General features: G+C 70.9%; 22 protein-coding genes and 2 pseudogenes. 6 read left to right on the top strand and 18 right to left on the bottom strand.

Annotated elements, in window-relative coordinates; all coding sequences use genetic code 11:
• Window positions 1-26 precede the first annotated feature (26 nt).
• The 10 genes from aroQ to IF09_RS0111460 all read right to left on the bottom strand — a co-directional run bounded on the left by aroQ (window position 27) and on the right by IF09_RS0111460 (window position 10,167).
• Window positions 27-461: a type II 3-dehydroquinate dehydratase gene (gene aroQ, locus IF09_RS0111505; protein WP_030294576.1), complete on the bottom strand. Its 435-nt coding sequence runs from the start codon at window positions 459-461 to the stop codon at window positions 27-29.
• On the bottom strand, window positions 458-1,549 hold the full coding sequence (aroB, locus tag IF09_RS0111500) for a 3-dehydroquinate synthase (RefSeq protein ID WP_030294575.1): 1,092 nt from the start codon (window positions 1,547-1,549) through the stop codon (window positions 458-460). The genes aroQ and aroB overlap by 4 nt, the downstream gene beginning before the upstream one ends.
• Entirely contained in the window at window positions 1,546-2,064 is a 519-nt protein-coding gene (locus IF09_RS0111495; RefSeq protein ID WP_030294574.1) for a shikimate kinase, read from the bottom strand. The genes aroB and IF09_RS0111495 overlap by 4 nt, the downstream gene beginning before the upstream one ends.
• Complete coding sequence (aroC, locus tag IF09_RS0111490) at window positions 2,061-3,245, bottom strand: chorismate synthase (protein ID WP_037634575.1); 1,185 nt, start codon at window positions 3,243-3,245, stop codon at window positions 2,061-2,063. The genes IF09_RS0111495 and aroC overlap by 4 nt, the downstream gene beginning before the upstream one ends.
• A gap of 232 nt (window positions 3,246-3,477) precedes the next feature.
• Window positions 3,478-4,299, bottom strand: coding sequence for a shikimate dehydrogenase (locus IF09_RS0111485; RefSeq protein WP_030294572.1), 822 nt, complete (start codon window positions 4,297-4,299; stop codon window positions 3,478-3,480).
• Window positions 4,296-6,104 carry an endolytic transglycosylase MltG gene (gene mltG / locus IF09_RS0111480; protein ID WP_030294571.1) on the bottom strand — a complete coding sequence of 603 codons (1,809 nt, stop codon included), beginning with the start codon at window positions 6,102-6,104 and terminating at the stop codon, window positions 4,296-4,298. Before mltG ends, IF09_RS0111485 begins: the two co-directional genes overlap by 4 nt.
• Window positions 6,105-6,231: 127 nt before the next feature.
• Window positions 6,232-6,702, bottom strand: coding sequence for a Holliday junction resolvase RuvX (gene ruvX, locus IF09_RS0111475; protein WP_030233951.1), 471 nt, complete (start codon window positions 6,700-6,702; stop codon window positions 6,232-6,234).
• Window positions 6,703-6,704: 2 nt separating this feature from the next.
• A complete protein-coding gene (alaS, locus tag IF09_RS0111470) occupies window positions 6,705-9,374 on the bottom strand; it encodes an alanine--tRNA ligase (protein ID WP_030294570.1) in 2,670 nt (889 codons plus the stop codon).
• Window positions 9,374-9,727, bottom strand: coding sequence for a DUF6167 family protein (locus IF09_RS0111465; protein WP_030294569.1), 354 nt, complete (start codon window positions 9,725-9,727; stop codon window positions 9,374-9,376). Before IF09_RS0111465 ends, alaS begins: the two co-directional genes overlap by 1 nt.
• 8 nt (window positions 9,728-9,735) lie before the next feature.
• Entirely contained in the window at window positions 9,736-10,167 is a 432-nt protein-coding gene (locus IF09_RS0111460) for a DUF948 domain-containing protein (protein ID WP_030294568.1), read from the bottom strand.
• Window positions 10,168-10,314: 147 nt separating this feature from the next.
• Between IF09_RS0111460 and IF09_RS0111455 the strand changes: the two are divergent.
• Window positions 10,315-11,015 (top strand): annotated as a pseudogene (locus tag IF09_RS0111455) (AAA family ATPase); the annotation flags it as partial.
• 158 nt (window positions 11,016-11,173) lie between these two features.
• Here IF09_RS0111455 and rpsD read toward each other — a convergent pair.
• A complete protein-coding gene (gene rpsD, locus IF09_RS0111450; RefSeq protein WP_030294564.1) occupies window positions 11,174-11,785 on the bottom strand; it encodes a 30S ribosomal protein S4 in 612 nt (203 codons plus the stop codon).
• 295 nt (window positions 11,786-12,080) lie between these two features.
• On the opposite strand from rpsD, the gene IF09_RS0111445 reads away from it, so the two are divergent.
• Entirely contained in the window at window positions 12,081-12,731 is a 651-nt protein-coding gene (locus IF09_RS0111445; RefSeq protein ID WP_051832338.1) for a DUF2470 domain-containing protein, read from the top strand.
• 119 nt (window positions 12,732-12,850) lie between these two features.
• On the opposite strand, the gene IF09_RS0111440 is transcribed toward IF09_RS0111445, so the two are convergent.
• Together IF09_RS0111440 and IF09_RS0111435 are read right to left on the bottom strand one after the other, a co-directional pair.
• Window positions 12,851-14,203 carry a replication-associated recombination protein A gene (locus IF09_RS0111440; RefSeq protein WP_030294560.1) on the bottom strand — a complete coding sequence of 451 codons (1,353 nt, stop codon included), beginning with the start codon at window positions 14,201-14,203 and terminating at the stop codon, window positions 12,851-12,853.
• Between the two features lie 52 nt (window positions 14,204-14,255).
• Window positions 14,256-14,870: a vitamin K epoxide reductase family protein gene (locus tag IF09_RS0111435; RefSeq protein ID WP_030294558.1), complete on the bottom strand. Its 615-nt coding sequence runs from the start codon at window positions 14,868-14,870 to the stop codon at window positions 14,256-14,258.
• 136 nt (window positions 14,871-15,006) lie between these two features.
• Here IF09_RS0111435 and IF09_RS42815 point away from each other — a divergent pair.
• Together IF09_RS42815 and IF09_RS44570 are read left to right on the top strand one after the other, a co-directional pair.
• A pseudogene (locus tag IF09_RS42815) lies at window positions 15,007-15,267 on the top strand (ATP-binding cassette domain-containing protein); the annotation flags it as partial.
• Between the two features lie 10 nt (window positions 15,268-15,277).
• Entirely contained in the window at window positions 15,278-15,358 is an 81-nt protein-coding gene (locus IF09_RS44570; protein ID WP_418953036.1) for a hypothetical protein, read from the top strand.
• Between the two features lie 274 nt (window positions 15,359-15,632).
• Here IF09_RS44570 and hisS read toward each other — a convergent pair whose 3' ends face one another.
• Both hisS and IF09_RS0111420 read right to left on the bottom strand, forming a co-directional pair.
• Window positions 15,633-16,892, bottom strand: coding sequence for a histidine--tRNA ligase (gene hisS / locus IF09_RS0111425; RefSeq protein WP_030294554.1), 1,260 nt, complete (start codon window positions 16,890-16,892; stop codon window positions 15,633-15,635).
• A 10-nt stretch (window positions 16,893-16,902) separates the two neighbouring features.
• Entirely contained in the window at window positions 16,903-17,613 is a 711-nt protein-coding gene (locus IF09_RS0111420; RefSeq protein ID WP_030294552.1) for an MBL fold metallo-hydrolase, read from the bottom strand.
• A gap of 162 nt (window positions 17,614-17,775) precedes the next feature.
• Between IF09_RS0111420 and IF09_RS0111415 the strand changes: the two genes are divergently transcribed.
• Both IF09_RS0111415 and IF09_RS0111410 read left to right on the top strand, forming a co-directional pair.
• Entirely contained in the window at window positions 17,776-18,558 is a 783-nt protein-coding gene (locus IF09_RS0111415; protein ID WP_030294551.1) for a peptidylprolyl isomerase, read from the top strand.
• 190 nt (window positions 18,559-18,748) lie between these two features.
• The gene (locus tag IF09_RS0111410; RefSeq protein WP_030294550.1) at window positions 18,749-19,978 is read left to right on the top strand and encodes a DUF349 domain-containing protein; all 1,230 of its coding nucleotides are present in this window, start codon (window positions 18,749-18,751) and stop codon (window positions 19,976-19,978) included.
• 90 nt (window positions 19,979-20,068) lie between these two features.
• Here the strand turns inward: IF09_RS0111410 and IF09_RS0111405 are convergent, their stop codons facing one another.
• From IF09_RS0111405 to secF, 3 genes are all read right to left on the bottom strand, one after another.
• Window positions 20,069-22,492: a RelA/SpoT family protein gene (locus IF09_RS0111405; RefSeq protein WP_030294548.1), complete on the bottom strand. Its 2,424-nt coding sequence runs from the start codon at window positions 22,490-22,492 to the stop codon at window positions 20,069-20,071.
• Between the two features lie 317 nt (window positions 22,493-22,809).
• Window positions 22,810-23,361: an adenine phosphoribosyltransferase gene (locus IF09_RS0111400; RefSeq protein WP_030294545.1), complete on the bottom strand. Its 552-nt coding sequence runs from the start codon at window positions 23,359-23,361 to the stop codon at window positions 22,810-22,812.
• Complete coding sequence (secF, locus tag IF09_RS0111395) at window positions 23,358-24,416, bottom strand: protein translocase subunit SecF (protein WP_030294544.1); 1,059 nt, start codon at window positions 24,414-24,416, stop codon at window positions 23,358-23,360. The genes IF09_RS0111400 and secF overlap by 4 nt, the downstream gene beginning before the upstream one ends.
• Window positions 24,417-24,419: the final 3 nt, after the last annotated feature.

The following is a 24,419-nucleotide window of genomic DNA, read 5'->3' as shown; positions in this document are numbered from 1 at the left end:
AGGGGCGGAGCCGCCCACCAGCACCGTCAGACTTCGTCCGCCAGTGCGCGCAGCGCCAGCCGGTACGAGCCGATGCCGAAGCCGGCCACCGTTCCCGTCGCCACCGAGGCGATGACCGACGTGTGCCGGAACTCCTCGCGGGCGTACGGGTTCGAGATGTGCACCTCGATCAGCGGCGCGGTGCGCTGCGCGGCCGCGTCCCGCATGGCGTACGAGTAGTGCGTGAAGGCCCCCGGGTTGATCACGACCGGGATCTTGCCGTCCGCCGCCTCGTGCAGCCAGCGTACGATCGCGCCCTCGTCGTTGGTCTCGCGGACCTCGACGTCGAAGCCGAGCTCCTCGCCCAGCGAGCGGCAGCTCTCCACGAGCCCGGCGTACGAGGTGGCCCCGTACACGTCGGGCTCGCGTGACCCGAGCCGGCCCAGGTTCGGGCCGTTCAGCACGAGGACCTTACGGCTCACGCGGACACCTCGCCGTACGCGGCGATCAGGTGCGCCGGGTCGGGGCCCTCGAGGACGGTGGGCTTGGCCAGTCCGTCGAGGACGATGAAGCGCAGCACGTTGCCGCGGGACTTCTTGTCGACCTGCATGGTCTGGAGCAGCTTGGGCCACTGGTCGCCGCGGTAGGTCAGCGGCAGGCCGACGGCGGCGAGGATCTCCCGGTGCCGGTCGGCCGTCGCGTCGTCGAGCCGGCCGGCGAGACGGCCGAGTTCGGCGGCGAAGACCATGCCGACGGACACGGCCGCGCCGTGCCGCCACTTGTAGCGCTCGTTCTTGTCGATGGCGTGCGCGAGGGTGTGCCCGTAGTTGAGCATCTCCCGCAGCCCGGCCTCCTTGAGGTCGGTGGAGACGACGTCCGCCTTGACCTGGATGGAGCGCGTGATCAGCTCGGCCGTGTGCGGGCCGTCGGGCGTGCGCGCACCGTGCGGGTCCGCCTCGATGAGGTCGAGGATCACCGGGTCGGAGATGAAACCGGCCTTGATGATCTCCGCGAGGCCGCTGACGTAGTCGTTGACCGGCAGCGAGTCCAGCGCCGCCAGGTCGCACAGCACACCGGCCGGCGGGTGGAAGGAGCCCACCAGGTTCTTGCCCTCGGCGGTGTTGATGCCGGTCTTGCCGCCGACGGCCGCGTCGACCATCGCGAGGACGGTGGTCGGTACGGCGACCCAGCGCACCCCGCGCAGCCAGGTGGCCGCGACGAAGCCCGCGAGGTCCGTGGTGGCTCCGCCGCCGACGCCGACGATCACGTCGGTGCGGGTGAACCCGGACTGGCCCAGCGCCTTCCAGCAGTACGCGGCGACCTCGGCCGTCTTGGCCTCCTCGGCGTTCGGCACCTGGATGGCGACCGCCTCGTAGCCCTGCCCGGCCAGGTCGTCGCGCAGTGCCTCACCGGTCGAGGCGAGCGCCTCGGGGTGGATCACGGCGACCCGCTGGGCCTTCGTACCGATCAGTGCGCCGAGCTCGCCGAGCAGCTGCCGGCCGACCAGCACGTCGTACGCGTCGTGTCCGGCTACGGCGCCGACCTGGATGCGCGTCACCTGGTCTGTCATACGTCCTTCAACTCCAGAGCGTCGAGGACCGCCTGGGCGACCTCTTCGGGGGTGCGGTCGTCGGTGGCCACCACGACGCGCGCTACTTCGGTGTACAGGGGGCGCCTGGCGTCCATCTGCTCGCGCCACTGGCGGCGCGGGTTGACGGCGAGCAGCGGGCGCGCGGCGCCCAGGCCGACGCGCCGGACGGCTTCCTCGACGTCCATGGAGAGGTAGGCGACGGGCAGGCCGGCGAGCAGCTCCCGGGTGCCCGCGTCGAGGACGGCGCCGCCGCCGAGGGCGAGGATCCCGGTGTGCTCGGCGAGGGCGGCGGCGACCGCCTGCCGCTCGAGCTCACGGAAGTACGGCTCGCCCTCGTCGACGAAGATGTCCGAGATCTCGCGGCCCTGGGCCGCGACGATGTCGGCGTCGGTGTCCCGGTAGGGGACGCCGAGCCGTTCGGCGAGCAGCGCCCCCACCGTGGACTTGCCGGACCCCATGGGGCCGACGAGGACGACCAGTGGTCCGCCCGTCACCGGATCTGCAGGTTTTCGAGGTAGGCCCGGACGTTGCGCCGGGTCTCGGGCACCGAGTCGCCGCCGAACTTCTCGACGACCGCGTCCGCGAGGACGAGGGCGACCATCGCCTCGGCGACGATGCCCGCCGCGGGGACGGCGCAGACGTCGGAGCGCTGGTGGTGCGCGGCGGCGGCCTCGCCGGTGGCGACGTCGACCGTGGCGAGCGCCTTCGGGACGGTCGCGATCGGCTTCATGGCGGCCCGTACGCGCAGCAGTTCACCGGTGGTCAGACCGCCCTCGGTGCCGCCGGAGCGGCCGGAGGTGCGCTTGATGCCCTCGGGGGTGGACACGATCTCGTCGTGCGCCTGCGAGCCCGGTACGCGGGCCAGGTCGAAGCCGTCGCCGACCTCGACGCCCTTGATGGCCTGGATGCCCATCAGCGCGGCAGCGAGGCGGGCGTCCAGGCGGCGGTCCCAGTGCACGTGCGAGCCGAGGCCGACCGGGACCCCGTACGCGAGGACCTCGACGACGCCGCCGAGCGTGTCGCCGTCCTTGTGGGCCTGGTCGATCTCGGCGACCATCGCCTTCGACGCGTCCGCGTCGAGGCAGCGCACCGGGTCCGCGTCCAGCTTCTCCACGTCCGCGGGGGTCGGGTACACGCCGTACGGGGCCTTGGCCGCGGCCAGCTCGATGACGTGCGAGACGATCTCGATGCCCGCGGTCTCCTTGATGAAGGACCGGGCGATGGCGCCGAGGGCGACGCGGGCGGCGGTCTCACGGGCGCTCGCGCGCTCCAGGATCGGCCGGGCCTCGTCGAAGCCGTACTTCTGCATGCCCGCGAGGTCGGCGTGGCCGGGGCGCGGCCGCGTCAGGGGGGCGTTGCGGCCCGTCTCCTTCAGCTCCGACGGGTCCACGGGGTCGGCCGACATGACCTTCTCCCACTTGGGCCACTCGGTGTTGCCCACCATGACGGCGATCGGTGAACCCAGGGACAGACCGTGGCGGACGCCGCCGAGGAAGGTCACCTCGTCCTGCTCGAACTTCATCCGCGCACCGCGCCCGTACCCGAGCCGGCGCCGCGCCAGATGGTCGGCCACCAGCTCGGTGGTGACCGGAACGCCGGCGGGAAGCCCCTCCAGCGTCGCCACCAGCGCCGGACCGTGCGACTCCCCGGCGGTCAGCCAACGCAACCTGCTCAACGATGCTCCTCATGCTCGCGCCTGGTACTGCGGCGGCGCGGCCGGGTGCGCGGCCCGGACCCGCCTCACCCGATCCTCCCACGTCCGGGCCGGTGCACCGCCCTCCGGTCCAGCTGGCGGACGCCGGTGCACCCTCCCCACCCTGGCGGGTCCGGCTTCACGCGAGCAAGATCAGTGGGCGCAGTGCATCAGGTGTGCCGCCCGGGCCCGGCCATGATCCGCCGGACACCCCCTAATGGCGGGCGCGCAGGGCGGCCTCGCCGGCGGCCCGTATGGCGGCCAGCGGCGCGGTGTGGCGGCCGGTCATCTGCTCGACCTGGAGCACCGCCTGGTGGACGAGGAGGTCCAGGCCGCCGAGGAGGCGGCCGCCGCGCTGCGCCCAGGCCTCCGCGAGGGCGGTCGGCCACGGGTCGTACAGGACGTCGAACAGGGTCCCCGGGGCGGCCGGTACGGCGGCTGCGAGCCAGTCCGTGGCGCTGGCGGGGGTGGTGGCGATGGCCAGCGGCGCGCCCAGCCCGTCGGCCGCGTCGGTCCAGTCGGCCGTGCGCACGGCCACGCCGAGGCGCTCGCCCCACTCCTGCATCTCGTCGGCGCGGGCCCGGGAGCGCACGTACACCGTGACCTCGCCGGAGCAGATCCGGGCGAGGGCGGCCAGTGCCGAGGAGGCGGTGGCGCCGGCGCCGAGGATGGTGGCGCTCTCGACCTTGTCGACGCCGCGCTCGTGGAGAGCCGAGAGGATCCCGGGGATGTCGGTGTTGTCGCCGAGGCGCCGCCCGTCCTTGGTCAGGACGACCGTGTTGACCGCCTCGACCGAGGCGGCGGTGTCGCTGATGCCGTCGAGCAGCGGGATCACCGCGCGCTTGAGCGGCATCGTCAGGGACAGCCCGGCCCACTCGGGGCCGAGGCCGGCGATGAACTGCGGGAGCGCGGCCTCGTCTATCTCGAAGCGGTCGTAGGACCAGTCGTCGAGACCGAGCTCCTGGTACGCGGCGCGGTGCAGCACCGGGGAGAGGGAGTGCTCGATCGGTGAACCGAGCACGGCTGCGCGTATCACTGCCCTGCCTTCTTCCGTTCCTCTTCGTACCGCTGGCGGTTCTGGTTGTGCTCGGCGTTCGTCACGGCGAAGAGGGTCTCGTTCTCGTTCACCGACACGAAGTAGTACCACGGTCCGGCGGCCGGGTTGATCGCCGACTTCAGCGCGTCCGGGCCCGGGTTGCCGATCGGGCCGGCGGGCAGGCCCTTGATCTTGTAGGTGTTGTACGGGTCGTCGAGCTTGCGCAGGTCGTTGACGGCACCGACGTCCAGGGTGCTCTGGCCCTTGATGTAGTTGACCGTGGAGTCGAAGTCGAGCAGACCGTACGTCTCGGTGTTGCCCGGCTTGAGCCGGTTGTAGACCACCCGGGAGATCTTGTCGAAGTCGTGCTGGTACTTGCCTTCGGCCTGCACGAGGCTCGCGACGGTGACGAGCTGCAGCGGGTTCGCGAGGCCCAGCTTGGCGGCCTGCCCCTGGAGGTCCGCGCTCGCGTAGGCCTCGTTGGACTTGGCCACCATCTGCTTGAGCAGCGACTGGGGGCTCGCGTCCTTGCTGAGGTCGTAGCGGGCCGGGTAGAGGAAGCCCTCCAGCGGGTCCTTGATGTCCTTGCTGTTGTTGGCCCACTCGGGCAGACCGAGGTTCTTCGCCTCCTTGAAGGCGATGTCCTTGGTCGTACCCTCCTTGAGCTTGAGCTTCTCGTCGATGGCCTTGTAGACCTGGATGTTCTTCCAGCCCGGGATGACGTCCAGGGCGTTGACCCCGGCGCCGTTCACCATGAGGTTCACGGCGGCCTTGCCCGACATGTGCTCCTTCATCACGTAGGAGCCCGCCTGGATCGCACCGCCCTTGGGGTTGGCCTTGGCGGCGGCGACGAAGGCGTCCGCGCTCTTGACGACGCCGTGTGCCTTGAGGATGCGGCCCATCTCACCGATGCCGGTGCCCTTGGGGATGTCGATGGCTACGGAGCCCTCGCCCTCACCGGCGTAGTCCTCGCCGGTGCTGAACTTGGACTTGATGTAGTCGTAGCCGTAGTAGCCGCCACCGCCGATGACGCCCACGATGACGACGGCGGCGATCAGGCAGGCCGCACCGTTGCGGCGCTTGGGCTTGTCCTTCGAGCGGCCGCGGCGTCCGCCGGCGTCCGGATCGTCGGAATCGTCGTCGCTTCCGCCGCCCGGCAGGATCGAGGCCTCCTCGGCCTCTTCGTCGGCGTACTCCGCCTCCGGCTCCTGCTCCTGGTCCTGCTCCGTGACCAGGTGGCGCCGGCCCGGGGGCTGCGGCGGCGGGTAGGCCTCGGGGGTGCCGTAGAGGTCGGGGGCCTCGCCCGGGTAACCGCCGACGGGCTGCTGGGCGTACGGGTCCGCGCCGAGGTACGGGTCGGCCTGCGGGACACCGGTGTACTGGCCCTGGCCGGTGTCCCAGCCCTGGCCGTCGTACGCCGGCTGCTGCTGCGGGTGCAGCAGCTGTTGCTGGGGAGCCTGGTGGGGCTGCTGCGGGGCATAGCCCTGCTGCTGCCCCGGGTACTGCCCCTGCTGCCCGTACTGCTGCTGGTACTGGGGCTCCTGCAGGTACTGGCCCTGCTGGTACTGGTCCTGCTGGTACTGGTCCTGCTGGTACTGGTGCTGATCCTGCTGGTACTGGGGGTTCTGCTGGTACTGCTGAGGGTCCTGCTGGTACTGCGGCTCCTGCGGATGCTGCTGCTGCGGGCCACCGGCATAGGGCATCTGAGCCTGCTGGGCCTCGTGCCCGGTCCACCCGTGGTCCCCGTACAGGGGGTCCTCCGGGTGCCACGGTTCGGGGCCACGGCCCCGGCCATACTCAGTCATCGATCCCCTAGAGCCGCGAGACGGAGGCAGTGGCTACATCCGCCACGGCACCCGGTTCCGCCTCTGAAGTGGTGGGCGACGACTGTTCGAATGCCGCCGCATCGCGCGGAACGTTACCGTATCGCGATCAGACAACCACTTCGACGCACTCACCGGGCGGATTACCTGATACCCGTTCGGTCTCAAGAGCGTTCTGAAGGATCACCACTGCGGCCGCCTGGTCGATCACCGAGCGGCCCTTCTTCGCGTTCCTCCCCGAGGCCCGCAGCCCCTGGGCGGCGGTGACCGTGGTCATCCGCTCGTCCACCAGACGGACCGTCACCGGCTTGATGCCCTTGGCGAGTTCGTTCGCGAAGGCGCGCACCTTGGCCGCGGCCGGCCCCTCCCGCCCGCTGAGCGAGCGGGGCAGGCCGACCACGACCTCCAGGGGTTCGTACTCCGCGACGAGCTGCCGCAGCCGCCGGTGGGCGAAGGGGATGTCCCGGCCCGGAACGGTTTCCACCGGTGTGGCGAGCACCCCGTCGGGGTCGCACGAGGCGACCCCGATACGGGCGTCCCCGACATCGATGGCGAGACGGCGGCCGCGGCGCAGAGTCATGGTCAGACCGTCTCGACGACGAGGCGCTCGACCGCGGCGATGGCGTCCGGGATGGCGGCCGGGTTCTGGCCGCCGCCCTGGGCGACGTCGGGCTTGCCGCCACCGCCGCCGCCGAGGGTCTTGGCGGCGGTGCGGACCAGGTCGCCGGCCTTGAGACCGCGCTCGCGGGCGGCCTCGTTGGTGGCGATGACGGTCAGCGGGCGGCCGCCCGCCGTGGTGAACAGGGCCACGACGGCCGGGCGGTCGCCCTGGATGCGGCCGCGGACGTCGAGGACCAGCTTGCGCAGGTCGTCGGCGCCGGTGCCGTCCGGGACGGTGCCCACGACGAGGGCGACGCCGCGGATGTCCTGGGCGTTCTCGGCGAGACCGGCGGCGGCCTGGAGGACCTTCTCCGCGCGGAACTTCTCGATCTCCTTCTCGGCGTCCTTCAGCTTGCCGAGCATGGAGGCGATCTTCTCCGGCAGCTCTTCCGGACGGCCCTTGACCAGCTCCTGGAGCTGGGCGACGACCGTGTGCTCCCTGGCCAGGAAGTTGTACGCGTCCACACCGACGAGGGCCTCGACACGGCGCACGCCGGAACCGATGGAGGACTCGCCGAGCAGCTTCACCAGACCCAGCTGGGCGGTGTTGGCGACGTGCGTGCCGCCGCACAGCTCCTTGGAGAAGTCACCGATCGTCACCACGCGCACGCGCTCGCCGTACTTCTCACCGAACTCGGCGATGGCGCCCTGCTTCTTCGCCTCGTCGATGCTCATGATCTCGGCGGTGACGTCGAGCTCCCGGGAGAGCACGTCGTTGATCTTCTGCTCGACGTCGGTCAGGACCGTGCCGGGCACCGCGTTCGGCGAGCCGAAGTCGAAACGGAACCGGCCCGGCGAGTTCTCGGAACCGGCCTGGGCGGCCGTCGGGCCCAGTGCGTCACGCAGCGCCTGGTGGGTCAGGTGCGTGGCGGAGTGGGCACGGGCGATGGCCCGGCGGCGGTTCACGTCGATGGCGGCGTACGCGGAAGCGCCCACCGTCACCTCGCCGACCTGGACGGAGCCCTTGTGCACGGAGACGCCCGGGACGGGCTGCTGCACGTCACGGACGTCGACGATGGCGCCCGAGTCGAGCCGGATGCGGCCCTGGTCGGCGAGCTGGCCGCCGCCCTCGGCGTAGAAGGGGGTGCGGTCCAGGACGATCTCGACCTCGTCGCCCTCGGACGCGGCCGGCGAGGGCAGACCGTTGACCAGCAGGCCCACGACCGTGGACTCGCCCTGAGTGGTGGCGTAGCCGGTGAACTCGGTGCCGCCGGCGTTGTCGGCGATCAGACGGTAGGCCGACACGTCGGCGTGGCCGGTCTTCTTGGCCTTGGCGTCGGCCTTGGCCTTGGCCCGCTGCTCCTGCATCAGACGCCGGAAACCGCTCTCGTCCACCGACAGGCCCTGCTCGGCCGCGATCTCCAGGGTGAGGTCGATCGGGAAGCCCCAGGTGTCGTGCAGCAGGAACGCCTTGTCGCCGGCGAGCACCGAACCGCCGGCGGCCTTGGTCTCCGACACGGCGCTGTCCAGGACGTTGGAGCCGGCGTTCAGGGTCTTGAGGAAGCGGGTCTCCTCGGCGAGCGCGACGGTCTCGATGCGCATGCGGTCGGTGATCAGCTCCGGGTACTGCTGCCCCATCGTGGCGATCACGACGTCGACGAGGTCCTGCACGACCGGGCCGGTGGCCCCCATCAGGCGCATGTTGCGGATGGCGCGGCGCATGATGCGGCGCAGCACGTAGCCGCGGCCCTCGTTGCCGGGGGTCACACCGTCACCGATGAGCATGACCGAGGTGCGGATGTGGTCGGCGACCACCCGCATCGACACGTCGGTGTCGTGCGCGGCGCCGTAGCGCACGCCGGTCAGCTCGGTGGCCTTGTCCATGACCACGCGCAGGGTGTCGGTCTCGTACATGTTCTGCACGCCCTGCAGGATCATCGCCAGGCGCTCGAGCCCCAGACCGGTGTCGATGTTCTTCGACGGCAGGTCACCGAGGATCGGGAAGTCCTCCTTCCCCTCACCGGCACCCCGCTCGTACTGCATGAACACCAGGTTCCAGATCTCCACGTACCGCTCGTCGTTGACGGCCGGGCCGCCCTCGACCCCGAACTCCGGACCGCGGTCGTAGTTGATCTCCGAACACGGGCCGCACGGACCCGGAACACCCATGGACCAGAAGTTGTCCTTCTTGCCCAGGCGCTGGATGCGCTCGGCGGGGACGCCGATGACGTCACGCCAGATCGTCTCGGCCTCGTCGTCGTCGAGGTAGACGGTGATCCAGAGCTTCTCCGGCTCCAGGCCGTAGCCGCCGTCCGCCACGGAGCTGGTCAGCAGCTCCCAGGCGTACTTGATGGCGCCTTCCTTGAAGTAGTCACCGAAGGAGAAGTTGCCGCACATCTGGAAGAACGTGCCGTGGCGGGTGGTCTTGCCGACCTCTTCGATGTCCGGCGTACGGACGCACTTCTGCACGCTGGTGGCCCGCGGGGCCGGGGGCTTGGTCTCGCCGAGGAAGTACGGCTTGAACGGGACCATGCCCGCGTTGACCAGCAGCAGAGTCGGGTCGTCCGCGATGAGCGACGCCGAAGGGACAACGGCGTGACCGCGCTCCTCGAAGAAGCTCAGCCAGCGGCGGCGGATTTCAGCCGACTCCATCAGTGGTCCTCATTCCGGTTGTACGTAACCCTCGACTGGTTCGAGGAGTGGGTGGTCTTGTCGTTCTGGATGGCCCGCAGCCGCCGCTGCCCGGGGAGGGCGGTGACGTCGTCGGGCCGGTCGGGGTCCTGGTGCAACCCCAGTGCGTCGTTCAGCTCGTCCTCGCGCTGCGACATTCCCGCCTTCACGTCGAGGGCGAAGTCCTTGAGGCGGTGACCCGCTTCCACGGCCTTGTCGGCGGCCTGGGCGGCGAGGCTCTCCGGTGTCAGCTTCTTGAGCTGGCGGTTGACCTTGGTGGTGGCCCACACGCCGGCGGCTGCGCCTGCGGTGAACCAGAAGGCTCGGCGGAACATCGGAGGTTTCAGCCCTTCTGCTTCCGGCGCCGGGCGGCCGGCACCGTACGGCCAACGATCACGTTACGTCGGGACGCCTTCCGCGGCGCTTCTTCCGTGGATTTGCCCAGTGCCTTGCGGACCCCGTAGCCGAAGGCCGCGACCTTGACCAGCGGCCCGCCGAAGGTGGAGGCCACGGTGGAGGACAGCGCGGAGGCGTTCGAGGTGACTTCCTGGACGTCGCTCGCGATGGCGTCGACCCGGTCGAGCTGGGTGCGCGCGGAGCGGACCGTGGTGGAGGCGTCCGCCAGCAGCGGGACGGCCTGGTCGGTCACGTCGGCCACCAGCTTGGTCGTCGCCTTGAGCACCTGGGCCAGCCTCACCAGCACCACGGCGAGGAAGGAGACCAGAATGGCCCAGAAGACGGCCACGAGGATCCCGGCCACCTCTCCACCGGACACGTTGCACCGCTCTCTACCTGTTGATCACTACGTGGAAAAGTCGTTCTCCGACCCTATCGCGCCGGAGATCCACCGCCGTACCGGAATTCGCGGTCCGGCGGAGGCGCCTTGTACGCAGCGCATCCGGACCAGTACCCTCCGCGTCCCATGCGACGGAGGCCCGTGCAACAGAGGACCTGCGGCAATCTTCCCTCGGAGCTGAGCCGCTTCGTCGGGCGGGGGCGGAACTCGCCGAGGTAGGGAGGCTGCTGGAGGCCTCCCGGCGGGTCACCGTGACGGGCGTGGGCGGCGTGGGCAAGTCCCGGCTCGCGCTGGCGGCGGCCCGGGAGGCGGCCGGGGCGGACGCTGCGGCCGGTCCTGCGCAGGAACGCTACTGCGACGGCGTCTGGCTGGCCGAGCTGTCCTGCGTACGCGATCCGGCGCTCCTCGAGGTCACGCTGGCCGAGTCGCTCGGCCTCACCGACCACACCACGCGCCCGCCCCGGACGGTCCTGGCCGAGCACCTCGCCGAGCGGCGGCTGCTCCTGGTCCTGGACGGCTTCGAGCAGCTCGTCGACGAGACCGCCGGGCTGCTGCGGGAGCTGCTGCGCCACTCCTGCGGCCTGCGGGTGCCGGCCGCCGGGCGGCGGCCGCTGGAGCTCGACGGGGAGCAGACCTTCCCGCTGGCGCCGCCGGGCCCCGACGAGGCGCTGGAACTGCTGGCCGAGCGGGCGGCGGCCACCGATCCGGACTTCGCGGTGACGGCGGCCAGCCGGGCCGCGCTGGAGGAGCTGTGCACCCGGCTCGACGGGATCCCGCTGGCACTGGAGCTGGCGGCGGCACGGCTGCGCATGCTGTCCCCGGAGCAGAGGCGGTCGAGCGGGCGCCGGAGCCGGCGGCGGCGCCGGAGCCGCTGCCGAGGCCGCGGTCCGGGGGCACGGCGGGCGGCCCGAAAAACAGGAAGCCCGTCGGCTCCCCCAAGGGGGAACCGACGGGCTGACCAGCCTGTGAGGCTACGTCCGCTGGATCAGCGGGCGTAGTACTCGACGACGAGCTGCTCGTCGCAGATGACCGGGATTTCCTTGCGGTTCGGGTCGCGGTCCAGGCGGAAGGCCAGGGCCTTCAGGTTGACCTGCAGGTAGCGCGGGGTCTCGCCCTCGCCTGCGTAGCCACCCTCACGGGCAACCTGGAACGGAACCTTCTCGCGGCTGCGCTCGCGCACGGTGATGACGTCGTCCGGGCGGACACGGAACGACGGCTTGTCGACCTTGCCACCGTTGACCTCGATGTGGCCGTGAACGACCATCTGGCGGGCCTGGTAGATGGTGCGGGCGATGCCCGAACGCAGGACCAGGGCGTCGAGGCGACGCTCGAGCTCGACGACCAGCGCCTCGCCCGTCTTGCCTTCGGCCTTCTTGGCGCGGTCGTACGCGCGGGCCATCTGACGCTCAGAGATGTCGTACTGAGCGCGCAGACGCTGCTTCTCGAGCAGACGAACCTTGTAGTCCGAGTTCTGCTTGCGGCCACGGCCGTGCTCGCCCGGCGGGTAGGGGCGGGCCTCGAAGTACTTGACGGCCTTCGGGGTCAGCGCAATGCCGAGGGCACGCGACTTCTTGACCTTGGGTCGCTTCTGGTTCACGTGGAACCTACCTCCATGTAAGTTAGGTGAGGCTTACCTTAGCGAGGAGGACGTAATGTCTCGACCACATGGGATCCCCCTGCCCAGTGCGCAGCGCAGTCCGGATTCAGACGAAACAGAATCCGCTTGCGCCGACGATAAGCAAGGTCAGCCGCGTCCCAGGGAAGGCGTTCGGCAGCTCACCGGAGCCGAACGCGTACGAACCCTCGTAGAGTCCAACGCCTCAGTATCCCTCACGCTGCCGGGTGCTGTTGACCAGCTGCGGTCTCTTGACCAGGCGGAGTTCGGGGCAGGGATGCCGGCCGCTCGGACCGTCACCCCGGACGGGGACGTGATTCTCCTGGTGTCAGGGGAATCCGCGGCTGCCAGGGCAGCCGCTTACGCCCAGGACGACGACCTCACGGCCGTGATCGAGATCACGGATGTGGCGCCGGTGTCCGTGCCCCATCGTATCCGAGGCCGTGCGCGGCTGGCCGGGTGGCTGACGCACGTGCGCGGGGACGACCGCGCGGCCTGCGCGGCGCTGCTGGCGGAGCGCCGGCCGGTGGGCGAACTCCTCGGCCTGCACGGCCGGCCGTCCTTCGTGATGCTGCGCCTGGAGGTCGGCGAGATCTCGGTGGACGACCTGTGGGGCGCGGAGCACGTGGACCCGGAGGAGCTGGCCACGGTGGAAGCGGACCCGATGGTGAACCACGAGACGGAGCTCCTCCAGCACCTGGCCGCCGCGCACCGCGACCGGATCGCCGACCTGTGCGCGCTGCTGGGCCCGCGGGAGAGCGCCGGCATGACCGCGGTCCCCCTGGCACTGGACCGGCTGGGCCTGCGGGTCCGCTTCACGGGCGACGGCTCCTCCTTCGACGCCCGCTTCGACTTCCCGGCGCCGGTACACGACGTCTGCGACCTGCGCCGGGCGATGCACACGCTGTTCGCGGCAGCGGGCCACTAGGGCGTCTGCCGGCGGGCAGGTGCCGAGCTGACATGGGGCGCTACGCGCCATCCAGCCCCGCCGGCGTTTGAGGCGCGGGGGCCGGGGGCCGGCCCACGGCAGCGGTGGGGCGGGCGGCGTCAGGTGGTGCCGCGGAGGCGTTCGCGGACCTTTTCGACCACGTCCGCGTAGCGGGCCTCGGCGCCGTAGCGGGTCGGCTCGTAGTACCGCTTGCCGTGGACGGCGTCGGGGGCGTACTGCTGGGCGGCGATCGCGCCCGGCACGTCGTGCGGGTACACGTACCCCACGGCGTGGCCCAGCTTGGCCGCGCCCTTGTAGTGCCCGTCCCGCAGGTGCGTCGGCACCGGGCCCGCCAGCCCCGCCCGGACGTCCGCCAGCGCCGCGCCGATCGCGGTCGTCGCCGTGTTCGACTTCGGGGCCAGCGCCAGCGCGATCGTCGCGTGGGAGAGGGTCAGCGCCGCCTCGGGGAAGCCGATCATCGCCACCGCCTGTGCCGCGGCCACCGCGAGCGGCAGGGCCGTCGGGTCCGCGAGCCCGATGTCCTCGCTCGCCGAGATCATCAGGCGGCGCGCGATGAACCGCGGGTCCTCCCCCGCTTCGATCATCCGCGCCAGATAGTGCAGCGCCGCGTCCACGTCCGAGCCGCGGATCGACTTGATCAGCGCGCTCGCCACGTCGTAGTGCTGGTCGCCGTCCCGGTCGTACTTCACCGCCGCCCGGTCGACCGCCTCCTCCACCGTCTGGAGGCTGATCTCGGACTCCCCCTTGGCGATCGCCGAACCGGCACCGGCCTCCAGCGCCGTCAGCGCCCGCCTGGCATCGCCGCCGGCGATCCGCAGCAGGTGCGCCTCCGCGTCCGCCGGCAAGGTCACCGCCCCGCCCAGGCCACGCTCCTCCGTCAGCGCGCGCCGTATCAGCGCGCTCAGGTCCTCGTCCGTCAGCGGCTCCAGGGTGAGCAGCAGCGACCGCGAGAGCAGCGGGGAGATGATCGAGAAGTACGGGTTCTCCGTGGTCGCGGCGATCAGGGTCACCCAGCGGTTCTCGACCGCAGGGAGCAGCGAGTCCTGCTGGGCCTTGCTGAAGCGGTGGATCTCGTCGAGGAAGAGGACCGTGTCCTTGCCGTACCCGCCGGCCGCCCGCTTGGCGCCCTCGATGACGGCGCGTACCTCCTTCACGCCCGCCGTGATCGCGGACAGCTCCACGAACCGCTTCTGCGTCGCCTGGCTCACCACGTACGCGAGGGTGGTCTTGCCGGTGCCCGGAGGGCCCCACAGGATCACCGACGAAGCTCCGGCCGGACCGCCCGCCCCGTCCCCGACCAGCCGCCGCAGCGGCGATCCGGGCTTCAGCAGGTGCTGCTGGCCGACGACCTCGTCCAGGGTGCGCGGGCGCATCCGGACGGCGAGCGGGGAGCTCGCCGGATCCTTTTCCCGGCGGTCTTCGGCAGCGGCGGTGAACAGGTCTGGTTCCACACAGGAAGCCTAAGCGAGCCCGCTGACAGCGCACCGACAGCGAGCCGCGCCCTCAGGAGGTCCAGAAGTCCCACCAGCGCGTCAGGATCAGCATGCCGATGATCCCGACGTGCAGGACCGGCAGCACCCAGGTGAACTCGTCGAGGAAGGAGCGCAGCCAGCCGGGGGCGGGCAGCAGGCCCTCCCGCACGTTGTGCGCGGTCACGTACCAGAACATGAAGATCGTGGCGACCCACGCCAGCGAGCACCACAGGCACAGCGAGTTGATGTTGTACAGCGACTGGTACGTCAGCCAGGCGCAGAACACCACGCCGAACAGCATGCCCGCGTTGAAGGTCAGCCAGTACCAGGGGCGGAACCGGGCCCCGGCCAGCACGCTCATGCCGACGCAGACGACGATCCCGTACGCGACCAGCCCCAGCATCGGGTTCGGGAAGCCGAACGCGGACGCCTGGTCGCTCTTCATGATGTTGCCGCAGGAGACGATCGGGTTCAGGCTGCAGCCCGGCGTGAAGTTCGGGTCCTCGAGCAGCTTGAACTTGTCGATCGTGATCACCCAGGCCGCGAGCAGTCCCGCGGCGCCCGTGATCACCAGCAGCAGGGCGAGTGCCCGGCTGGCGCCGACCGTCCGCGGGGCGGGGTCTGCGTCCGTACCTCGTGTCGTCATACCGACCGCTCCACATCTGCAAGGTCAACAAGCACCGGCCATTGTGCCGTACTGAGCCGGTGTCCACCGTTCGGTGGACATAAGGACGTACGCACGGGGGGACCGGTGGAGCGGGTTCCGCCACACCCTGTGGGACATGACACGGAACGCGGTGGAAGTACGGGGGCTACGCAAGCAGTACGGCGAGGTCACCGCAGTGGACGGACTGGACCTGACGATCCGGCAGGGTGAGGTCTTCGGCCTCCTCGGGCCCAACGGCGCCGGCAAGAGCACGACGGTGGAGATCCCGCAGGGCCACCGGGAACGGGACGGCGGCGAGGTCGGCGTGCTCGGCGCGGACCCGGCCACCGCCGGGCGGGCCTGGCGCTCGCGCGTCGGGATCGTCTGGCAGGACGATCAAAACGCACTTGCTGCGCATCTTCGCGAAGCTGGAGGTCACGGACCGCACGGCGGCGGTGACGATGGCGATGCGCCACGACCTCTTGTAAGGGGCCCGGCCGCGCGCGGGCACGTCCCGCTGCCGCTCCGGGTACGAGGCCCGCGGTCCTTGCCGGGCGGCGCCTCATGCGGAGGGCTCCGCAGGCCGACGCGCGGGTGCGGCACCGGCCGGCCATGCCAGGGCGGTACCGGTCCGCCGCGCGGGCCTTCTCCCCGCCCGGCCCCTTTCCGTTTCCCGGGCTCTGCCCGGACCCGCGCCTCAAACGCCGGCGGGGCTGAAATGGCGCTGCGCGCCGTCCAGCCCCGCCCAAGGAGCGGCAGCGGTCAGGCCAGCCGGGCCCGCAGGACCTCGACGACGTCCGCCAGGGCGACCGGGGACTGCTCCCCGGACTCCATGTCCTTCAGCTGGACGACACCCTCCGCGAGGTCCCGGTCGCCCGCGACCACCGCGAACCGCGCCCCCGACCGGTTGGCGTCCTTCATCGCGCCCTTGAGGCCCTTGCCCCCGTACGAGATGTCCGCCGCGACACCGGCCGTGCGGAGCTCCGTGACCAGCCCGAACAGCACCGGCTTCGCCTCGCCCAGCGCCACCGCGAACACCGACGTCGTCGGCGGGATGTCCAGCTCGACACCCTCGGCCTCGAGCGCCAGCACCGTACGGTCCACGCCCAGCGCCCAGCCCACCGACGGCAGCGCCGGCCCGCCGATCATCTCGGACAGCCCGTCATAGCGGCCGCCGCCGCCCACCGCCGACTGCGAGCCCAGACCGTCGTGGACGAACTCGAACGTGGTGCGGGTGTAGTAGTCCAGGCCGCGCACCAGCTTCTCGTCGTCCTCGAAGGCCACGCCCGCCGCCGTGATCAGCGTCCGCACCTCCTCGTGGTACGCCTTGCACGCGTCGCACAGGTAGTCCCGCAGCATCGGCGCGCCGACCAGCTGCTTCTGTACCTCGGGCCGCTTGTCGTCGAGGACGCGCAGCGGATTGATCTCGGCCCGGCGCACGGTCTCCGCGTCCAGGTCCAGCCCGCGCAGGAACGCCTGGAGCGCCTCCCGGTACACCGGGCGGCACTCCTTGTCGCCCAGCGAGTTCAGCAGGATCCGGAAGTTCCGCAGCCCCAGCGTGCGGTACGCCTGGTCGGCCAGGATGATCAGTTCGGCGTCCAGCGCCGGGTCCTCGGCGCCGATCGCCTCGGCACCCACCTGCGAGAAGTGGCGGTAGCGGCCCTTCTGCGGGCGCTCGTAGCGGTAGTACGAGCCCGAGTACCAGAGCTTCACCGGCAGGCCGCCGGCCTTGTGCAGGTTCGCCTCCAGCGCCGCGCGCAGCACGGACGCGGTGCCCTCGGGACGCAGCGCGAGGTTGGCCCCGCCCTTCGTCGTGAGGGTGTACATCTCCTTGGTCACGATGTCGGTGGACTCGCCGACACCGCGCGCGAACAGGTCGACGTCCTCGAAGCCCGGCGTCTCGACGTACCCGTAGCCGGACAGCCGCAGGGGGCCGGAGATGGCGTCGCGGACGGCCAGGTACTTCGCCGAGTACGGCGGGATCAGGTCGTAGGTGCCCTTGGGGGCCTTGAAGGTGCTCACGAAACTCTCGTCACATTCCTCGTCGTGGAGACGTGAAGCCGTCTCCCAGGCCGGCGGCCACCTGCCGCAGGTACGGGTTGGTGGCGCGCTCACGGCCAATGGTCGTGTGCTCGTTGTGACCGGGCAGCACCACGGTCGAGTCGTCGAGCGGCAGGCACACGCGGGCCAGCGACTCGAGCATGTCCGCGTGGCTGCCGCCCGGGAAGTCGGTACGTCCGATGGAGCCGGCGAAGAGCAGGTCGCCCGAGAACAGCAGCGGGGGGATGTCCCCCGCCTCGGGCATCCCGAAGGTCACCGACCCCCTGGTATGCCCGGGCGCGTGCGAGACGGTGAGCTCCATGCCCGCCAGCGCCAGCTTCGCGCCGTCGGTGAGCTCCTTCACGTCGGAGGGCTCCCCCACGGTGAGCTCGCCCATCAGCTGCGCTCCCAGGGAGCGGCCCAGCGCCTTCTCCGGGTCGCTCATCATGAAGCGGTCCTCGGGGTGGATCCAGGCCGGTACGTCGTGCGCTCCGCACACCGGGACCACCGAGGCCACGTGGTCGATGTGGCCGTGGGTGAGGACGACCGCGACGGGCTTGAGCCGATGCTTCTTCAGCGTCTCCTCGACACCCTGGGTGGCCTGGTGGCCCGGGTCGATGATGACGCACTCCTCACCGGCGGCGGGGGCGACCACGTAACAGTTGGTCCCCCAGGCCCCGGCCGGGAACCCGGCAATCAGCACGTTCGTCCTCAATCGTCGTCCGGCGGGAGCTTCAGCAGCGGCCGAGTTCGGAATCTGCTGCTCAGAGCCTACCGGCGCCGCTCGTTACACAGCGAACCCATATACGGTACGGCCTAACCGAGCCCGGACAGCGGTGCCATACACGTACAAGGAGACGACCCGGTGGTCACGAGCGATCAGCGGCGGCGACAGCTCGCCAGGGAGAAGTACGAGCGCCAGCAGAAGCGTCGGGCGGAGGCCCGGCGGAAGTCGCGGCAGCGGGCGGCGGTGATCGGCGCGGCGGTGGCCGTGGTGGTCGCGACGCTGGTCGGGCTCGTCGTGAGCGGCGTCTTCGACAAGGACAAGAAGGACCAGGCGGCGGATCCGGCGGCGAACCCGTCGGCCTCGCCCTCGCCGAAGCAGTCGCCCTCGCCGGCGATGGCGATCGACAAGAACGCGAAGTACACGTTCGACCTGAAGACCAGCGCGGGCGAGATCAAGTTCGAGATGGACGCGGCGAAGACGCCGGAGACCGTCAACTCGTTCAAGTCGCTCGCGGACAAGGGCTTCTTCGACAACACCAAGTGCCACCGCCTGACCACGTCCGGGATCTTCGTGCTCCAGTGCGGCGACCCGGAGGGCACGGGCATGGGCGGTCCCGGCTACACCATCGCGGACGAGAACCTCGACTCGCTGGGCAAGCCGAACGAGCAGGGCCAGGTGGTCTACCCGGCGGGCACGGTGGCGATGGCCAATACCGGCCAGCCGCACAGCGGCGGCAGCCAGTTCTTCCTGGTCTACAAGGACAGCCCGCTGGCTCCGTCGTACACGCCGTTCGGCAAGATCGACGCGGCGGGCCTGAAGGCGCTCGAGGCGGTGGCCAAGGCCGGTACCGCCGACGGCGGCCAGGACGGCGCCCCCAAGACCCCGGTGACCGTCGAGAAGGGCGCCGTCACCCAGAACTGACGGGTTCCGGCGGCCTCTGGACCGGCCGCGGTCCGGCCCCTGCGGCGATATTCCGTCGTGCGGGATGCGGACAGCCGGCCCGGCGGTCGCCTATGTTGGCGTTGTGCAGGGCGGGCGCTGCCCGCCCCAGGAAACTGTGGACGATGCCCAGGGGGTGAACCCCTCGCAGGCATCAGGTGGAGGAGGCGCTGTGAGCAGCGACCCGTGGGGCCGCGTCGACGAGACGGGCACCGTGTACGTGCGTACTGCCGAGGGCGAGAAGGTCGTCGGCTCTTGGCAGGCGGGCACCCCTGAGGAGGCCCTGGCCTACTTCGAGCGCAAGTACGAGGGCCTGGTGGTCGAGATCGGCCTCCTCGAACGGCGGGTGCGGACCACCGATCTGTCCGCCAAGGACGCGCAGACGGCCATCGACCACCTGCGCACGCAGGTGGACGAGCACCACGCCGTGGGCGACCTCGACGCCCTGCGCGTCCGGCTGGACAAGCTGGTCGCGACCGTGGACTCGCGGCGCGAGGAGCGCAAGGTCCAGAAGGCCAAGCAGACGGACGAGGCCCGTGCGGCCAAGGACGCGCTGGTGGCCGAGGCCGAGCAGCTGGCGCAGAGCGACCAGTGGCGCAGTGCGGGCGAGCGCCTGCGCGCCCTGGTGGACACCTGGAAGGGTCTGCCGCGCCTCGACCGCAAGTCGGACGACGAGCTGTGGCACCGCTTCTCGCACGCCCGCTCCGCCTTCTCCAAGCGCCGCAAGGCGCACTTCGCCTCGCTCGACGCGCAGCGCGAGGACGCCCGCAAGGTCAAGGAGAAGCTGGTCGCGGAGGCCGAGTCGCTGTCGAAGTCGACCGACTGGGGCCCGACGGCCGCCCGCTACCGCGAGCTGATGGCGGACTGGAAGGCGGCGGGCCGGGCGCAGCGCGAGGCCGAGGACGACCTGTGGAACCGCTTCCGCGGTGCGCAGGACGTGTTCTTCGCGGCGCGCAGCGAGGTGTTCGCGGAGCGCGACGCCGAGCAGGTGGAGAACCTGAAGCTGAAGGAGGAGCTGGCCGACGAGGCCGAGAAGCTCGTACCCGTGACGGACCTGAAGGCGGCCCGGGCCGCGTTCCGCTCCCTCAACGAGCGCTGGGAGGGCATCGGCCACGTGCCGCGCGACGCCCGCCCGAAGGTCGAGGGCCGGATGCACGCGGTGGAGCGGGCCATCCAGGAGGCCGAGGAGGGCGAGTGGCGTCGTAGCAACCCGGAGGCGCGGGCCCGTGCGGCCGGTCTGACGGGTCAGCTGCAGGCGGCGGTCGACAAGCTGCGTGAGCAGATCGACGCGGCCCGTGCCGCGGGCAACAACGCGAAGGCCGACAAGCTGGCCCGCGAGCTCGAGGGCCGCCAGGCCCTGCTGGACCAGGCGCTGAAGGGCCTGGAAGAGTTCGGCGGCTAGTCACGGCCCGTACGGGGGCCCCGGTACGCCATTGCGTACCGGGGCCCCCGTACGTGCACTGCCTGCTCTGCGTGCCCTGCGCGCGCTCGGCTACGGCCGGCGCGCCGAGGTGACGCGGTAGACGTCGTAGACGCCCTCCACGCCGCGAACGGCCTTCAGGACGTGTCCCAGGTGCTTCGGGTCGCCCATCTCGAAGGTGAACCGGGAGGTGGCCACCCGGTCGCGGGAGGTCTGGACGGCCGCGGAGAGGATGTTCACGTGCTGGTCCGACAGGACCCGGGTGACGTCCGACAGCAGCCGGGACCGGTCCAGCGCCTCGACCTGGATGGCGACCAGGAAGACCGAGGACTGGGTCGGCGCCCATTCGACTTCCAGCATCCGCTCGGGCTGCTGGGAGAGGGAGTCCACGTTGACGCAGTCGGCGCGGTGAACCGATACGCCACTGCCGCGGGTGACGAACCCGATGATCGGGTCGCCCGGCACCGGGGTGCAGCAGCGGGCCAGCTTGACCCAGACGTCATCGACGCCCTTGACGACCACGCCGGGGTCGGCGTTGCCGCGCCGCTTCCCGCGGGCGCGGGACGGCGGGACGCTCTCCTCGATGTCCTCGTTCGCGGCCTCCTCGCCGCCGAGGGCCTGCACCAGCTTCTGTACGACGCCCTGCGCAGCCACGTGGCCCTCGCCGATCGCCGCGTACAGGGAGGAGATGTCCGGGTAGCGCATCTCGTGCGCGAGGGTGACGAGCGAGTCGCCGGTGAGGATCCGCTGGATCGGCAGGTTCTGCTTGCGCATGGCCCGCGCGATGGCGTCCTTGCCGTGCTCGATGGCCTCGTCGCGGCGCTCCTTGGAGAACCAGCCGCGGATCTTGTTGCGGGCCCGCGGGGACTTGACGAAGCCGAGCCAGTCGCGCGACGGCCCGGCGCCCTCGGCCTTGGAGGTGAAGACTTCGACGAGGTCGCCGTTGTCGAGGGTCGACTCGAGCGGGACGAGGCGGCCGTTGACGCGTGCGCCTATGGTCCGGTGGCCGACCTCGGTGTGGACGGCGTACGCGAAGTCCACCGGGGTGGCGCCTGCGGGCAGCGCGATGACGTCGCCCTTGGGCGTGAAGACGAAGACCTCGTTGCGGGAGAGGTCGAAGCGCAGGGAGTCGAGGAACTCGCCCGGGTCCTCGGTCTCCTTCTGCCAGTCCAGCAGCTGGCGCAGCCAGGCCATGTCGTTGACGGTGTCCTGCCCGGCGCTGCCCTTGGCGGCCTGCGGGACGTCGGTGCGGACCTTGGAGGTGCCGGCGACGGTCTGCTGCTTGTACTTCCAGTGCGCGGCGATGCCGTACTCGGCGCGGCGGTGCATGTCGAACGTGCGGATCTGGAGCTCGACGGGCTTGCCGCTGGGTCCGATGACCGTCGTGTGGAGCGACTGGTACATGTTGAACTTGGGCATCGCGATGTAGTCCTTGAACCGGCCGGGGACCGGATTCCATCGCGCGTGCACGGTGCCGAGGGCCGCGTAGCAGTCCCGTACGGTGTCGACGAGGACGCGGATGCCGACCAGGTCGTAGATCTCCGCGAAGTCGCGGCCGCGGACGATCATCTTCTGGTAGACGCTGTAGTAGTGCTTGGGCCGGCCGGTGACGGTGGCCTTGATGCGGGCGGCCCGCAGATCGGTCTGCACCTCGTCGGTGACGACGGTGAGGTACTCGTCGCGCTTGGGCGCGCGCTCGGCGACGAGGCGGACGATCTCGTCGTACATCTTGGGGTAGAGGATCGCGAAGGCGAGGTCCTCGAGCTCCCACTTGATCGTGTTCATGCCCAGCCGGTGCGCCAGCGGGGCGTAGATCTCGAGGGTCTCGCGGGCCTTCTTCTCCTGCTTCTCCCGCTTGAGGTAGCGCATGGTGCGCATGTTGTGCAGCCGGTCGGCGAGCTTGATCACGAGGACCCGGGGGTCCTTGGCCATCGCCACGACCATCTTGCGGACGGTCTCGGCCTGGGCGGCTTCGCCGAACTTGACGCGGTCGAGCTTGGTGACGCCGTCCACGAGCAGGGCCACGGCGTCGCCGAAGTCGCGGCGCAGGTCCTCCAGCCCGTACTCGGTGTCCTCGACAGTGTCGTGCAGCAGGCCGGCCATCAGGGTGGCCGGGTCCATGCCCAGCTCGGCGAGGATGGTCGTCACCGCGAGCGGGTGGGTGATGTACGGGTCGCCGCTCTTGCGCTTCTGGCCGCGGTGCCAGCGCTCGGCGACCTGGTACGCCTGCTCGATCTGGCGCAGCGTGGCCGTCTCGATCTTCGGGTCGTTGCTGCGGACTATGCGGAGCAGGGGTTCCAGTACCGGGTTGTACGGGTTGGAACGCTGGACGCCGAGGCGGGCGAGGCGGGCCCGCACGCGGTTCGAGGACCCGGCCGACTTCGCGGGCGCGGGCTTCACGGGCGGGGCCGGCGGAGGCGTGGCGGGGTGCGCCGCGGCCTGCTCGGCCTGCGGGTCGGGCTGCGCGGCGGAGAGTGGCTGGACCTCGTCTGGCAAGAGCGCTCCTCAGCGGATCCGGTGCCCGTGTCCGGTCCGGATAACCCATGGTAGCGATGGTTCCGCCCCCTCGTTCGCCGAGCCTCCTGTCAATGCAGGCCGACTGCGGGGGCTCCGCCCCGGACCCCCGCCTCAGGCGGGCCGCATCAGCCGGATCGAGCCCCGCCGGCGTTTGGGACGCGGATGCGGGCGGAGCCCCGGGAACGGTGGAAGGGCGGCCAGGGGACAGGCCCGCGCAGCGGCCCGCTCATGCCGAAGCGGCGGCCGCCCGGGGGATCCCGGACAGCCGCCGCTTCGAAGGCCAGGCGGCAGCGTCGTCAGACGATGATCAGTGCGTCCAGCGGGGCCCCCGCAAGGGCGCCGGCCAGCCGCTCGCGCCCCGGCAGGAACGACAGTTCCATCAGGACCGCCACACCGGCGACCTCCGCCCCGGCCCGCCGGATCAGCGTCAGCGAGGCTTCGGCGGTGCCACCGGTGGCCAGGACGTCGTCGATGACCATGACCCGGTCACCGGCCGCCAGATCCTCCGCGTGGACCTCGATCTCCGCCGTCCCGTACTCCAGCTCGTACGACTGCGCGAGCGTCGCACCCGGCAGCTTCCCGGCCTTGCGCACCGGCACGAAGCCGATGCCCGCCTGGACCGCCACCGGCGCCGCGAGGATGAACCCGCGCGCCTCCAGCCCGACGATCTTCGTCGCGCCGTACTGCCCGGCCAGCTCCACCAGCGTGTCCGTCAGGGCCGCGAAGGCCTTCGGGTCGGCCAGCAGCGGGGTGATGTCCTTGAACATCACGCCCGGCTTCGGGTAGTCCGGGACGTCCTTGATCCGGCTGAGCAGCAGCTCGTGCGCCTCGGGGGCCAGCGCGCTCACCGGCGCCGCCCCGGCCGGCCCTGGGCCACGACCTGCGGGGCGTCGTCCGCCTCCTGGCCCTCGCCGTCCGCGGACTCGCCCTTCGCCGCAGCGGCCGCCCGCTTGGCGAGCACCCGCTTCTTCAGGGCCTTCATCGCCGGCTCGCGCTCCTTGAGGTCCACGACCAGCGGGGTCGCGATGAAGATCGAGGAGTACGCACCGGCCGCGAGGCCGACGAACAGCGACAGCGAGATGTCGTTCAGCATGCCGGCGCCCAGGAAGCCGCCGCCGATGAAGAGCAGCGCCCCGACCGGGAGCAGCGCCACGACCGTGGTGTTGATCGAGCGGACCAGGGTGCCGTTGATGCTGCGGTTGGCGACCTCGCTGAACGTGTAGCGGGTCTGCTTGGTGATGTCCTTCGAGCCCTCCTTCAGACCGTCGAAGACGACGACGGTGTCGTAGAGGGAGTAACCCAGGATCGTCAGCAGACCGATCACGGTGCCCGGCGTGACCTCGAAGCCGACCAGCGCGTACACGCCGACGGTGATGGTGAGGTCGTGGATCAGGGCGATCAGCGCGGCGACCGCCATCCGCCACTCGAAGGCGATGGCGAGGTAGATCACCACGAGGATCATGAAGATCCCGAGGCCGGTCCAGGCCTTGTTCGCGATCTGGTCGCCCCAGCTGGGACCGACCAGGTCCGCGTTGATGTCGGCCTCGGTGACCTTGAGGTCGGTGGCGAGCTGCTTCTTGACGCCCGCCGCGTCGTTCGTGTCCAGACCCGAGATCTGGATGCGCATGCCGCCCGTGCCGAGCTCCTGGACGATCGCGTCGTGGCGCGAGGCCTTCTCGGCGACCTCGGTCGCCTTGGCGACGGAGACGGCCGTCTTCGGGGTGGTGAAGACGGCACCGCCCTTGAACTCGATGCCCATGTTGAGGCCCTGAACGGCCAGGGCCACGATCGCCGTGATGGTGATCAGGATGGAAACGCCGTACCAGACGAAACGCTTGCCGACGAAGTCGTAACCGACCTCACCGCGGTACAGCTTGGCGCCGAGATCTCCCAGCTTCGACATCTC

It is taken from the genome of Streptomyces katrae (assembly GCF_000717655.1).
Classification (GTDB): Bacteria; Actinomycetota; Actinomycetes; order Streptomycetales; family Streptomycetaceae; genus Streptomyces; species Streptomyces katrae_B.
The sequence above is the reverse complement of the archived record's forward strand: the minus strand, read 5'-3'. Positions and strand labels throughout refer to the sequence as shown.